The following is a 13,561-nucleotide window of genomic DNA, read 5'->3' on the forward strand; positions in this document are numbered from 1 at the left end:
TCGCGGCATAGGTATCTACACAACCGGTTAACACGAAGTCTGTTGTAAGTGGGCTGTTGTGGCGAGCAGGCTTGTCGAATCGTCGCACCGCCTGCGTTGGGCTGCGAAGCGGCCCCAGTAAAGGCACTGCATTTTTCCTGAAAGAACTCAGCGACTGGGTTTGGGGCTGCTTCGCAGCCCAACGCAGGGCAAGCCTGCTCGCCACAGGAGAAATTGGCTGCCTTCAAAAGTTGTGTAGATACCTATGGCCATCGCGGGCAAGCCAGCTCCCACAGTTGAGCGCATTCTCCAGTAGGGGCTGGCTTGAACTCATCATGCTTTCAGCCAACCTCGCCAGCCCTTATAGTTGCCCCATTCCCGCTTTATTCGAGACGCCCCATGAGTGAGCCCACGCCGTACATCTTCGACGCCACCACTGCTACGTTCGACCAGGCAGTGATTCAGAACTCATTCGAAAAACCCGTGCTGGTGGATTTCTGGGCCGAGTGGTGCGCGCCGTGCAAGGCATTGATGCCGATGCTGGCGAAAATCGCCGAGAGTTATCAGGGCGAGTTGCTGCTGGCCAAGGTCGATTGCGAGGCCGAGCAGGACATCGTCGCGCGTTTTGGCATTCAAAGCCTGCCCACGGTGGTGCTGTTCAAGGACGGCCAGCCGGTGGATGGATTTGCCGGGGCGCAGCCGGAGTCGGCCGTGCGAGCGATGCTCGAGCCCCACGTGAAGATGCCGCCACCGAAGGCCGCTGATCCGCTGGAACAGGCCCAGGCGTTGTTTGCCGAAGGCCGTATCAGCGATGCCGAAGCGGTGCTGGTGGCGCTGCTGGGCGAGGACAACACCAATGCTGGCGCGCTGATTCTGTATGCACGTTGCCTGGCCGAACGCGGTGAATTGGGCGAAGCTCAGGCTGTACTCGACGCGGTGAAAAGCGACGATCACAAAGCCGCCCTCGCCGGCGCCAAGGCGCAAATCACCTTCCTGCGCCAGGCCGCCGACCTGCCGGATGCCGCCGACTTGAAAAGCCGCCTGGCGCAAGACCCGCAGGACGATGAAGCAGCCTATCAACTGGCGATTCAGCAACTGGCGCGCCAGCAATACGACGCCGCGCTGGAAGGCCTGCTCAAGCTGTTTATCCGCAACCGCAGCTACAGCGAAGGCCTGCCGCACAAGACGTTGCTGCAGGTGTTCGAACTGCTGGGCAATGACCACCCGCTGGTCACGGTGTACCGTCGCAAGTTGTTCGCCGCGCTGTATTAATCGCCGATCCAGCTGTACAGCGGCGTATCCCCGCCGCTGGCCACTTTCACACTGGCACTGTGGCGCAGCCGTACCAGCAGGCGTTTGCCTGAGGCTGCATCACCGGCCAAGCCTTCAAGCTGATCAAGCAACTCAAGCCCATTAAGTTGCCCGGCCTTGCGCAACAGATCCTGGGCGTTCTGCCACAAATCATCGTTGTGTTTGACCGGCGCAACAGCCGGCGCGCTCGGCGCCGGAGTTGCCTGCAAGTGCTCGCCCAGGCGCGCCCAATCGCCGTCATCGAGTTCCAGGGTCAAATCCACCGGCAAGTCACCGACGGTTCCACGAATTCGCAACATCGCTCTTACTCCCGCAGTTTTCCGACCCGCATGCTCCCACGCGACTTGCGCAACGCCAAGCGGGCGTTCAAACTGGCGCGAATATTGTTATAAGATCACATAACAAAACTTTCATCTTATGGAGCCTTCTCATGCGCCGTCTGCTGCTTGCCTTGCCGTTTGCCCTGCTGCCCCTGGCCATCGCCCACGCCTCCGATGAACACGATCATGAGCATGAACACGGCAGCCTCGGTGCCCATGAGCATGGTGTCGGCCGCCTCAATGCGGTACTCGACGGCCAGGCGCTTGAGCTGGAATTCGACAGCCCGGCCATGAACCTTGTGGGCTTTGAACACAAGGCCACCACGCCTGCCGACAAAGCCAAGGTCGCCGCCGCACGCAAGCAGCTGGAAAACCCACAGGCGCTGTTCACGCTGCCCAAATCTGCCGGTTGTGTGATCAGCACCCAGGAACTCAACAGCCCGTTGTTTGGCGATAAGCCTGAAGCCGACCATGATGAGGACGATGACGACCACGCCACCGACGGCAAAGGCACTGCCGCCCACGAACATCATCACGACCACAGCGAAATCCACGCGCACTACCAGTTCACCTGCGCCACGCCGACCGCGCTGAGCAACCTCGACCTGACCCAAGTGTTCAAGACCTTCCCTGCCACCCAGAAGATTCAGGTACAACTGATCGGCCCAAGCGGCCAGCAAGGTGTTGAAGCGACGGCCGCCGCAGCCACCCTGAAATTCTGATTTGAAACACGGTCAATGTGGGAGCTGGCTTGCCTGCGATAGCGGTATAACAGACACATCGATATTGAATGTGCCGCCGTCATCGCAGGCAAGCCAGCTCCCACATGGGATCGGTGCCATCATCCAAATCAAACCAGACCACTGATGCCCTATGACCCAAGCACTGATCGAACTGTCTGACCTGGGCTTCAACTGGCCCGGCCACCCGCAGTTGCTGGATATCCCCGCGTTCCGCCTGGAAGCGGGGGAAACTTTGTTTCTCAAAGGCCCGAGCGGCAGTGGCAAAACCACCTTGCTCGGGCTGTTGGGCGGCGTACAGAAACCCAGCCGTGGCAGCATTCGCCTGCTCGGCCAGGAGCTGACCGAACTCTCGGCCGGTGCCCGCGACCGCTTCCGCGTCGATCACACCGGCTATATTTTTCAGCAATTCAACCTGTTGCCGTTTCTCTCAGTGCGCGAGAACGTCGAACTGCCGTGTCACTTTTCCAGGCTGCGTGCGCAGCGGGCGACTCAGCGACACGGCAGCGTCGACCAGGCCGCCGCGACCTTGCTGGCGCATTTGGGCTTGAAGGACAAAGACCTGCTGGAACGCCGTGCCGACTCGCTGTCCATCGGCCAGCAACAACGCGTGGCCGCCGCCCGTGCGTTGATCGGCCAACCGGAACTGGTGATCGCCGACGAACCCACCTCAGCCCTCGATTACGACGCCCGCGAAGCGTTCATTCAGCTGCTGTTCGCCGAATGCCGCGAAGCAGGCGCCAGTCTGTTATTCGTCAGCCATGACCAGAGCCTCGCGCCGCTGTTCGACCGCCACCTGTCGCTGGCCGAACTCAATCGCGCCGCCACGCCCGCAGAGGTTTGAGATGTATCTGTTCCGTCTAGCCATGGCCAGCCTGGCTAACCGCCGCTTTACCGCGATTCTCACTGCCTTCGCCATCGCCCTTTCGGTGTGCCTGTTGCTCGCCGTTGAACGCGTGCGTGTTGAGGCGCGCAACAGTTTCGCCAGCACCATCAGCGGCACTGACCTGATCGTTGGCGCCCGCTCCGGCTCGGTCAACTTGCTGCTGTATTCGGTGTTCCGCATCGGCAACGCCACCAATAACATCCGTTGGGACAGCTTCGAGCACTTCGCCGCCAGCCCGCAGGTGAAATGGGCGATCCCGATTTCCCTCGGCGACTCGCACCGTGGCTATCGCGTGATGGGCACCAACGCGTCCTACTTCGAGCATTACCAATATGGCCGCAAGCAGAACCTCGAACTGGCCAGCGGCCGTGCTTTCGCCACTGACCCATTCGAAGTGGTGCTCGGCGCCGAAGTGGCGGATGCGCTGCACTACAAGCTCGGCGACAAGCTGGTGCTGGCCCACGGTGTAGCAGTGGTTAGCCTGGTCAAACACGACGACAAACCGTTTACCGTGGTCGGCATTCTCAAGCGCACCGGCACGCCGGTGGACCGCACGCTGCACATCAGCCTCGGCGGTATGGAGGCGATCCATATCGACTGGCACAACGGCGTGCCGGCCCAGGGCAAAGGCCGTATCAGTGCCGACCAGGCACGCAATATGGACCTCACGCCGCAAGCGATCACTGCGTTTATGCTCGGCCTGAACAACAAGATTTCCACCTTCGCGCTGCAACGCGAGATCAATGAGTTCCGTGGCGAGCCGATGCTGGCGATCCTGCCGGGCGTGGCGCTGCAAGAGCTGTGGAGCATGATGGGCACCGCCGAAAAAGCGCTGTTCGTGATCTCGCTGTTCGTGGTGCTGACGGGCTTGATCGGTATGCTTACGGCAATCCTCACCAGCCTCAATGAACGCCGCCGCGAGATGGCGATTTTGCGCTCGGTGGGCGCACGCCCCTGGCACATTGCGACCCTGCTGATCTTCGAAGCCTTCGCGCTGGCTTTGTCGGGCGTCGTGGCGGGCGTGGGTCTGCTGTACGTGTGCATCGCCGCGTCGCGCGGGTATTTGCAGGCCAACTACGGCCTGGACCTGCCGATGTCGTGGCCGAGCGAATATGAATGGACCTTGCTCATCGGTATCCTGGCCGCCGCGCTGTTGATGGGCAGCGTGCCCGCGTGGCGCGCCTATCGGCAATCGTTGGCCGATGGCCTGTCCATACGTTTATGAGGAAGCTGTCGATGCATCGTGCCCTGTTTGCGCTGTTGCTGCTGGTGGTGGTGCCCGCCTGGGCCGACGAGCAGCCCAAGGACCTGTCGTGGCAGGAAATGATCCCGCCGGACGCGCCGCCGGAAGTCCCCAACATGAAACCGCTGCACGACCTGTCGAACATGGCCGATGCGCTTTCGGTCGAGGCCGCGCCTGCGGCTAAACAGGAACTGCCCAACGCGCCAGTGGTGCAGAGCCTGAACGGCAAGCACATCCGTTTGCCGGGCTATATCGTGCCGCTGGAAGTCAGCGAAGAAGGCCGCACCACCGAGTTTTTGCTGGTGCCGTATTTCGGCGCGTGCATCCACGTACCGCCGCCGCCGTCGAACCAGATCGTGCATGTGAAAAGCGAAGTCGGCGTGAAGCTTGATGAGCTGTATCAGCCGTATTGGATCGAAGGTGCGATGCAGGTAAAGCCGTCTTCCAGTGAGCTGGCCGACGCCGGTTACCAGATGGATGCCGAGAAGATTTACGTCTACGAACTGCAGGAGTAACGCTGATCGAGCTTTCATTGAGCTGAGTCAAAAGATCGGACGGAACGATCTTTACCATTGGACGTACAACTTTTAAACGTCCTTTTGGAGCTCCCATGAACAAGTCTCTGCTCGGCGCGTCCCTCTTCGCGCTCGCCCTCGCCGCCCCTGTCGCACACGCTCACGAAGCCGGCGATATTCTGATTCGCGCCGGTGCAATCACCGTGAACCCGAAAGCAGACAGCGGCCATGTGAAGGTTGACCAGGGGCCATTGGCCGGCACCAACCTGGGCGGCAAGGCGACCATGAGCAGCGACACCCAACTGGGCCTCAACTTCGCCTACATGATCACCAACCACATCGGTATCGAACTGCTGGCCGCCACGCCGTTCGAGCATGACGTGAAGATCAAGAACACCGCCCTGGGCGCCGCCAACGGCAAGCTCGGTACGCTCAAGCACCTGCCGCCGACCTTGAGCGTCGTGTACTACCCGCTGGACAACAAGTCCGCGTTCCAGCCGTATGTAGGCGCCGGTATCAACTACACCTGGATCTACGACGAGCACGTTGGCAGCCGCGCCGAACAAGCTGGCTTCAGCAACTTCAAGGCTGAAAACTCCTGGGGCTGGGCCGCGCAGATCGGCGCCGACTACATGATCAACGACAAGTGGATGATCAACGCCCAGGCGCGCTACATCGACATCAGCACCAAGGCGACTGTGGATAACAATGCGCTGGGCCAAGGCACACGCGCCAAGGTCAATGTGGATGTTGACCCGATGGTTTACATGGTGGGTATTGGTTACAAGTTCTAAACAACACGGCATAACCCAATGTGGGAGCTGGGGTTGTGTGGGAGTCGGGCTTGCCCGCGATACAGGCACCTCGGTGTATCAGTGATACCGCGGTGATGCTATCGCAGGCAAGCCAGCTCCCACACAAGCCCAGCTCCCACATTTTTTTGTGCTGCCTTCAGCTATGTCGGTAGAACCGATCCAGCAACGCCGGCAACCCCGCCCGCCACGCCCGTGGTTTGATGCCGAAGGTGTGGAGGATTTTCTTGCAGGCCAGCACCGCGTGCTGCGGCTCGTCCGCCGCATCCGGCCGGGCCGCGTGGGCCTGGGCGGTGGGCGACTCGATCGCCAGCGGATGAAAATTGCGCGCTTCAGTAAGGATCGCCTGCCCCAGCGCCAACGGCGTGGTCGCTTCGTGGCCGGCGTAATGATAGGTGCCCCACAGCGGCGCCGCGCAATCGAGCTGTTTAAGCACTGAAATGATCACCCGCGCCGCATCGTCCACCGGCGTCGGGTTGCCGCGCCGGTCATCGGCCATCAGCAATTCATCCGGCTTTTCGGCACGTGCCAGGAAGCGCCCGAGGGTGCCATCGACACTGTCATCCAGCAGCCAGCCAAAGCGCAGCAGCACATGTTGCGGGCAGGTGGCGCGCACGCTCTGCTCGATCCGCCATAACGCCTGGCCGCGCAAGCCCAGGGGCACCGGTTCGTCTTTTTCGCTGTAGGCGGTGGCACGAGAGCCATCGAACACGCGGTAGCTGGACGGTTGCAGCAAGGTGATGTTGTGGTGCTGGCACAGTTCGGCCAGGCGTTCGATGGCGAACTCCTGCGCGGCCAAACGCGTTTCGCTGACCGCTTCGGCCTGGAACCAGTCGAAATAGTAGGCGAGGTTGATCAGCGCATCGGGACGGGTGTCGTCGAGCAATTGGGTGAGGCTCGCGGCATCCCAGCCGTCTTGGGGCGGTTTAGGTGCGAGGAAACCGATGTCTTCCTCTGCACCGAGGCGAATCAGCGCCTGCCCGAGGGCATTCCCGCCGCCCAGTAACATAAGGCGCATTCGCATAGATTGAGCAGGCCCGGTCTGTTTGGAACGATGGTTATTATCGGCAGGCGTGTGCGCCTTGCCGTAGGTTGTTGCCAGAATCGTTGCATTTTGCGGGTTTGTAGCGCAACCGTCACGGACAAAGTACCTGATTGCAACTTGTTGGCATGGGCAGTATCAATCAATAGATGAACCTTCCTGAATCAACCGACACGGTATTGGACGGCTTCCACCCCGCCGTCAGTGCCTGGTTTGGCAACACCTTCCCCTCGGTGACCGGCGCCCAGGCCCAGGCGTGGCCGCTGATCCGCCAACGCCGCTCAACCTTGATCGCCGCGCCCACAGGCTCCGGCAAGACCCTGACTGCGTTCCTGGCGGTGCTCGATGACCTGGTACACCAAGGCCTGGCCAACGGCGGTCAACTGCCGGACGAAACGCTGGTGGTGTACGTGTCGCCGCTCAAGGCGCTGTCCAACGATATCCAGATCAACCTGCAAAACCCGCTGGCCGGCATCACCGCGCAATTACAGGCGCTGGGCTTGCCACCGCTGACTATCCGCACCGCCGTGCGTACCGGCGACACCCCGCAAAAAGACCGCGCACTCATGCGCAAACGGCCGCCACATATCCTCGTCACCACGCCGGAATCCCTCTACGTGCTGCTGGGCTCGGACTCCGGTCGGCAGATGCTGGCCAGCACGCGCACGGTGATCGTCGACGAAATCCACGCCATCGCCGCCGGCAAGCGCGGCAGCCACCTGGCTCTGAGCCTGGAGCGCCTGCAAGGGTTATGCAGCGAGCCATTGACCCGCGTCGGCCTGTCGGCCACGCAAAAGCCTATCGAGGCGGTGTCGCGATTTTTGGTCGGCAGCGGGCGTGAGTGCGCCATCGTCGATATCGGCCACGCGCGCCCCCGCGACCTGGATATCGAAGTACCACCAGTGCCGCTCTCGGCGGTGATGGCCAACGATGTGTGGGAATTGGTCTACGACCGCCTCGCCACGCTGGCCCGCGAACACCGCACTACGCTGGTGTTTGTCAACACCCGGCGCCTGGCCGAACGCTTGGCCCGGCACTTGAGCGAGCGTTTGGGCAAGACCGCTGTGGCCGCGCACCACGGCAGCCTGGCCAAAGAGCTGCGCCTGGACGCCGAGCAACGGCTCAAGGCCGGTGAACTGCAAGTGCTGATCGCCACCGCGTCGCTGGAGTTGGGGATTGATATCGGTGAGGTCGACCTGGTGTGCCAGATCGGCTCGCCCGGTTCCATCAACGGTTTTCTGCAAAGGGTCGGGCGTTCCGGTCACCAGGTCGGCGGCACGCCCAAGGGGCGACTGTTCGCCACCACCCGTGATGATTTGATCGAATGCGCCGCCCTGCTCGACTGCGTGCGGCGCGGCGAACTGGACACCTTGCACATCCCCATCGCCCCGCTGGACGTGCTGGCCCAACAAATCATCGCCGAAGTCAGCGCCCGCGAATGGCCGGAACAGGCGTTGCTGGACCTCATCCGTCGCGCCTCACCCTACGCCGCACTCGATGAACGCCACTACCAGGCGCTGCTGCACATGCTCGCCGACGGCTATAACGGCCGCCAGGGCATCCGCAGTGCCTACCTGCACCGTGACGCCGTGACCCACACCCTGCGCGCCCGCCGTGGCGCCAAACTCACCGCCGTGACCAGCGGTGGCACCATCCCCGACAACGCCGACTACAGCGTATTGCTGGAGCCTCAGAGCCTGAACATCGGCAGCGTCAACGAAGACTTCGCGGTGGAGAGCATCGCCGGGGATATCTTTCAGCTCGGTAATACGTCCTATAGAATCCTGCGGGTAGAAAGCGGCAAGGTGCGCGTCGAAGATGCCCACGGCCAGCCGCCGACCATCCCCTTCTGGCTGGGTGAAGCACCGGGGCGCAGCAACGAGTTGTCGTCGGCAGTCGCACGTTTTCAGGGGCAGTTGGACGCTCTGCTCAGCACCACGCCCGGTGACCTGCAACCCGCGCAAGACTGGCTCACCGCCAGCCTTGGCCTGAACCGCGCCAGCGCCGAGCAGATCCTTGATTACCTGGCCCGTGCGCGCCTGGCGCTGAGCGCATTACCGTCCCAGGACACATTGATCATGGAGCGGTTTTTCGATGAGTCCGGCGGCACTCAGTTGATCATCCACACGCCGTTCGGCAGCCGCATCAACCGTGCGTGGGGCCTGGCGCTGCGCAAGCGTTTTTGCCGCACGTTCAACTTTGAATTGCAGGCAGCCGCCAGTGAGAATGCAATCGTGCTGTCGCTGTCCACCAGCCACAGTTTTGAGCTGGATGAAGTGTGGCGCTATGTGAACAGCAACAGCGCCGAACACCTGCTGATTCAGGCCGTATTGGATGCACCGCTGTTTGGCGTGCGCTGGCGCTGGAATGCCGGTGTGGCCCTGGCGTTGCCGCGCTACACCGGCGGGCGCAAGGTGGCGCCGCAGATCCAGCGCATGAAAAGCGAAGACCTGATCGCCAGCGTGTTTCCCGACCAGATTGCCTGCCTGGAAAACCTCGCCGGTGAACGCGAAGTACCCGAACACCCGCTGGTTGAGCAAACCCTCGACGACTGCCTGCACGAAGCCATGGACAGCGAGGGTTGGCTGACACTGTTGCGGCGCATGGAGCGCGGCGAAGTGCGCCTGATCAGCCGCGACCTGCCTGCGCCCTCGCCCATGGCCGCCGAAATTCTCAGCGCGCGGCCCTACACTTTTCTCGACGACGCACCGCTGGAGGAACGCCGCACCCAGGCCGTGCTCAACCGTCGCTGGAGCGACCCTCGCAGTACCGACGACCTCGGCGCGCTGGACGCCGAGGCCATTGCCGGCGTGCGTGAAGAAGCCTGGCCCGCGCCCAATGGCCTGGATGAAATGCATGAAGCGCTGATGAGCCTGGCCTGTATCGCCGACAACGAAGTCACGCCGCAATGGGCCGAGTGGTTGCATGCCTTGGCCAAGGGCGGGCGCGCCCATCAACTGGACAATGGCCTGTGGGTAGCGGTGGAACGCCTGAGTTGCCTGCAAGCGATCTATCCGAATGACTTGCCGTTGTTGCCGGGCTTCGATGAGCCCTGGACCTTTGACGATGCACTGGCCGAAGTGCTGCGCGCGCGCCTCGGCGGTTTCGGCCCATTGAGTCTGGTCGAGATCGCCACGCCGTTGGCGCTGCCGGTCGCGGATATCAGCCAGGCACTTGCGCGCCTGGAGCAGGAAGGCTATGTGCTGCGCGGCCGTTTCAGCCCCGGCGCCACCCAGGAACAATGGTGCGAGCGGCATTTGCTCGCGCGTATCCATCGCTACACAGTCAAGCGCCTGCGCCGGGAAATCGAGCCGGTGGCGCTGCAGGATTTCATGCGCTTTCTGTTCGATTGGCAGCACCTGTCCGACGGTACTCGCGGCCAGGGCAGCGCAATGTTGCCGCAGATTGTCGGGCAGTTCGAAGGTTACGCCGCCGCCACCTCGGCCTGGGACAGCGACTTGCTCAGTGCGCGGCTCAAGGACTATTCCTCCACCTGGCTCGACGACCTGTGCCGCAGCGGCAAACTGGTATGGACGCGCCTGAGCAACAAGGCCGGTGCCCTGGCACTGCGCAGTACGCCGGTGGTGTTGCTGCCGCGCAGCCAAGTGCCGCTGTGGAGCGGGCTGACCGAACCGACCGACAGCACCACGCTGTCGCCCAAGGCGCAGAAAGTCCACCTGGCGCTGCGTGAGCACGGCGCGCTGTTTTTCGACGAACTGGTGCATGAAGCCCATCTGCTGCGCAGCGAACTGGAAACCGCCTTGCAGGAACTGGTGGGCGCGGGGCTGGTGAATGCCGACAGCTTTGCCGGGCTGCGGGCCTTGACCACGCCCGCCAGCAAACGCCAGGCACGCAGCAGCCGGCGTGGGCGCGGGGCGTTTATTGGTGGCATGGACGACGCCGGGCGCTGGGCCTTGTTGCGCCGCTCGCCCAGCGCCGCCGGCCCGCATTCGGCCGAGACCCTGGAGCATGTGGCGATGACCCTGCTGCGCCGTTATGGCGTGGTGTTCTGGCGGTTGCTGGAGCGGGAGCCCGACTGGCTGCCAAGCTGGCGCGAATTGCTGCGCACCTTCCATCGCCTGGAAGCGCGGGGTGAGATTCGCGGCGGGCGGTTTGTGAGTGGTTTGGCGGGGGAACAGTTTGCGTTGCCGGAGGCGATTCCCCTGTTACGCGAGGTACGCCGTCGCCCACATGACGGCAGTTTGATTGCGGTGTGCGGGGCGGACCCGTTGAACCTGGTGGGCACCTTGCTACCGGGCAGCAAAGTGCCTGCGGTGAGTGGTAACCGGATTGTGTATCGCGATGGCTTGCCGGCGGCGGTGATGGTCGCGGGTAAGCAGCAGGTGTTGCTGGAGGAGGATTTGCAGGCGGTGCAGGAGAGGTTGATCAGGCGCTGAACCCTCTGTTGACCTTGCCGGCCTCATCGCGGGCAAGCCCGGCTCCCACAGGGGAATGCATTCCAACGGTGGGAGCTGGCTTGCCTGCGATGAGGCCGGAACATTCATTACATCATTGAGGCCTGTGCTGCTCGGTCACCACCACCGCACCCGGCACCTCCTCACCCGCCTCATCCACATGCGCCGAACGCTTGGGCAGCCAAACCTGCTGTGGATAAGTTTGCGCGAAGTGCACCTCATCACAGTTATCCACAAGTTTTTTCAGGCGTTGGTTAAACGCGCGGCTCACAGCATATTGCCCGCCCGACACGGTACGGAACTGCGCCGTCAGCACCACGCCGTTGAGGTCCATCTTGTCGACCCCAAACACTTCCAGCGGACCTTGCAGGTTGTACTTGAGGAACACATCGTCGCGGATCGACTGCCCCGCCTCACGGATCAGCTCCACAGCCTTGTCCACGTCGGTGTCGTAGGTGAACTGCACCGAGAAGAACGCATAGGCAAACTGCCGCGACTGGTTGGTGACCGCCTTGATCTGCCCGAACGGCACCGAGTGCACAAACCCCTTGCCGTCTCGCAGGCGCAGGGTGCGGATGGTCAGGCCTTCCACGGTGCCGGCATGGCCGGAGTCGAGCACTACCCAATCGCCGATCGACAGCGTGTCTTCAATGATGATGAACAGGCCGGTGATCACGTCCTGCACCAACTGCTGGGAGCCAAAACCGATGGCCAGACCGACCACACCGGCACCGGCCAGCAGAGGTGCGACATTGATGCCCAGGTTAGCCATGGTGGTGATCGCGCAGATCACCACCAGCACGATCTTCACCGCATTGCGCAACAACGGCAGGATGGTCTTGACCCGCGTGCTGGGCTGGCGACTGGAGCGCTTGTTGACCGGCGGCTTCAACGCCTCCTGGATTGCTGTATCGAGCACCACCCAGAACAGCCAGGTCACCAGTAGGATCAGGCCGATGCTACTGAGAGAATCGCTGATCGCTCGGCCTACCGAGTTACGCTGGGCAAATTCGAACAGCGACACCCCCCAGATACGCCCAAGGACTTCGATAAACGCGATGGCCATGGCGATGCGCAGTATTGCGTGCAGCAGGCTGAGGAAGCGCTCTTTGTAGGCGCTGCTGCGCTGGATCGCCACCTGGCTGCGGGACTTGAACAGGTGTTGCAACACCGTGCTGAGAAACACTGTGCCGATCAACAGAATCGTGGTGAACAGCGCGCAACGCAAAGCTTTCTGGTTATCGTCGCCGGCGCCGATCAGGTTGATCGCCGAGACCAGCACCATCAACAGAATCGGCCAATACCACAGCCCGGAAAACACTCGCAGCGATTGCTGCAGCGCCGGGTGTTTGAGGCGCTGGGCCAGCGGCCGATTGCGGATCAGGTGCGCGACCGGACGGCGCAGGCGCACCACCAGCACGCCGAAAATCACCGCTGCAAACAGGCCGGTAAACACTGCGATGCTGCTGGTGATATTGCCGCCCAACTGGCGCGCGATCTGCGGGCTGGTCAGGGCATCGCTGAGAGCGGCGAGAAAGCCGATCAGGAACAGCGGCTTGGGGCAATAGTTGCGAATAATCTGCACGGCCGGGCGTTTATGGCCGACGTTGAACATGACGATGACGCACAACAGCATCGACGTCGAGAAGATGCCGCTGCTGGTGGCATAGGCAAAACACAGCGCCAGCGCACGGCCTACGGAGCTGGGTAAAAAGTGGCTGACGTAAAGCGTCAGCGGCAGGCAGATCACGGCTGGAATCGTGTAGGGCACCACGTAGCCAAGAACGCCCTGCAGACGCCCGCGCTGTGCAACGAAACGCCGCCGACCCAGGCGTTGCACGCTAAAGCGCCCCAGCAGTGTGAGCGCCGCAAAGGCGCCGACCCACACCCCGGACAGCAGCAGGAAGTCACCGGCCACGCTCCACGGCGAGCGTTGGGCGGTTTGATCGACCAGCCGCCCGACTTCATCCGCCGCACGGTCGGCGCGCAGGCGCCAGGCGTCGATGAGGTTCTGGTTGAGGTCGAGTTTGTCTTGCACATCGTCAATGCTGGAGCTGATGGCGCCGAGCAAGCCACCTTCGACCAACAACTCCGGCTTGGCGGGAGCCTCAGCTGCCGCAGGCGCCGCGGCCGCGGCTTGCAGCGCGCCATTGCCACACATCAACAGCGCGACGAGCAGTAATGCAGTCTTTAGATTCAGCAAAACACCGGGCTCCTTCAGCAGGGTCTGTAAGGAACTGACGGGTTTGAGCGCTGATCGTTCCCACGCTCTGCGTCCATGGGACGCGGAGCGTCCCG

General features: G+C 62.4%; 10 protein-coding genes. 7 read left to right on the plus strand and 3 right to left on the minus strand.

The features are described 5' to 3' along the window. Window positions 1-378: 378 nt before the first annotated feature. Complete coding sequence (trxA, locus tag HX790_RS17080) at window positions 379-1,251, plus strand: thioredoxin (protein ID WP_056861912.1); 873 nt, start codon at window positions 379-381, stop codon at window positions 1,249-1,251. Here trxA and HX790_RS17085 read toward each other — a convergent pair. Continuing rightward, the gene (locus HX790_RS17085; RefSeq protein WP_017135988.1) at window positions 1,248-1,589 is read right to left on the minus strand and encodes a hypothetical protein; all 342 of its coding nucleotides are present in this window, start codon (window positions 1,587-1,589) and stop codon (window positions 1,248-1,250) included. The genes trxA and HX790_RS17085 overlap by 4 nt on opposite strands. A 131-nt stretch (window positions 1,590-1,720) precedes the next feature. Between HX790_RS17085 and HX790_RS17090 the strand changes: the two genes are divergently transcribed. The 5 genes from HX790_RS17090 to HX790_RS17110 all read left to right on the plus strand — a co-directional run bounded on the left by HX790_RS17090 (window position 1,721) and on the right by HX790_RS17110 (window position 5,788). Further along, window positions 1,721-2,332, plus strand: a complete 612-nt coding sequence (locus HX790_RS17090) for a DUF2796 domain-containing protein (protein WP_176991812.1) — start codon at window positions 1,721-1,723, stop codon at window positions 2,330-2,332. 151 nt (window positions 2,333-2,483) lie between these two features. Further along, entirely contained in the window at window positions 2,484-3,194 is a 711-nt protein-coding gene (locus HX790_RS17095) for an ABC transporter ATP-binding protein (protein ID WP_017135986.1), read from the plus strand. A gap of 1 nt (window position 3,195) precedes the next feature. After that, complete coding sequence (locus HX790_RS17100; protein WP_017135985.1) at window positions 3,196-4,461, plus strand: ABC transporter permease; 1,266 nt, start codon at window positions 3,196-3,198, stop codon at window positions 4,459-4,461. An 11-nt stretch (window positions 4,462-4,472) separates the two neighbouring features. Beyond that, on the plus strand, window positions 4,473-4,994 hold the full coding sequence (locus HX790_RS17105) for a DUF3299 domain-containing protein (protein WP_017135984.1): 522 nt from the start codon (window positions 4,473-4,475) through the stop codon (window positions 4,992-4,994). Window positions 4,995-5,089: 95 nt separating this feature from the next. Then, complete coding sequence (locus tag HX790_RS17110) at window positions 5,090-5,788, plus strand: OmpW family protein (RefSeq protein ID WP_017135983.1); 699 nt, start codon at window positions 5,090-5,092, stop codon at window positions 5,786-5,788. A 157-nt stretch (window positions 5,789-5,945) separates the two neighbouring features. On the opposite strand, the gene HX790_RS17115 is transcribed toward HX790_RS17110, so the two are convergent. Then, a complete protein-coding gene (locus HX790_RS17115; RefSeq protein WP_017135982.1) occupies window positions 5,946-6,830 on the minus strand; it encodes a sugar nucleotide-binding protein in 885 nt (294 codons plus the stop codon). 167 nt (window positions 6,831-6,997) lie between these two features. On the opposite strand from HX790_RS17115, the gene HX790_RS17120 reads away from it, so the two are divergent. Continuing rightward, entirely contained in the window at window positions 6,998-11,245 is a 4,248-nt protein-coding gene (locus HX790_RS17120) for a DEAD/DEAH box helicase (RefSeq protein WP_017135981.1), read from the plus strand. 112 nt (window positions 11,246-11,357) lie between these two features. Here HX790_RS17120 and HX790_RS17125 read toward each other — a convergent pair whose 3' ends face one another. Continuing rightward, entirely contained in the window at window positions 11,358-13,466 is a 2,109-nt protein-coding gene (locus tag HX790_RS17125) for a mechanosensitive ion channel family protein (protein ID WP_017135980.1), read from the minus strand. Between the last annotated feature and the right edge of the window lie 95 nt (window positions 13,467-13,561).

This window comes from Pseudomonas sp. IPO3747, from assembly GCF_013385245.1.
In the GTDB taxonomy this organism is placed as follows: Bacteria; Pseudomonadota; Gammaproteobacteria; order Pseudomonadales; family Pseudomonadaceae; genus Aquipseudomonas; species Aquipseudomonas edaphica.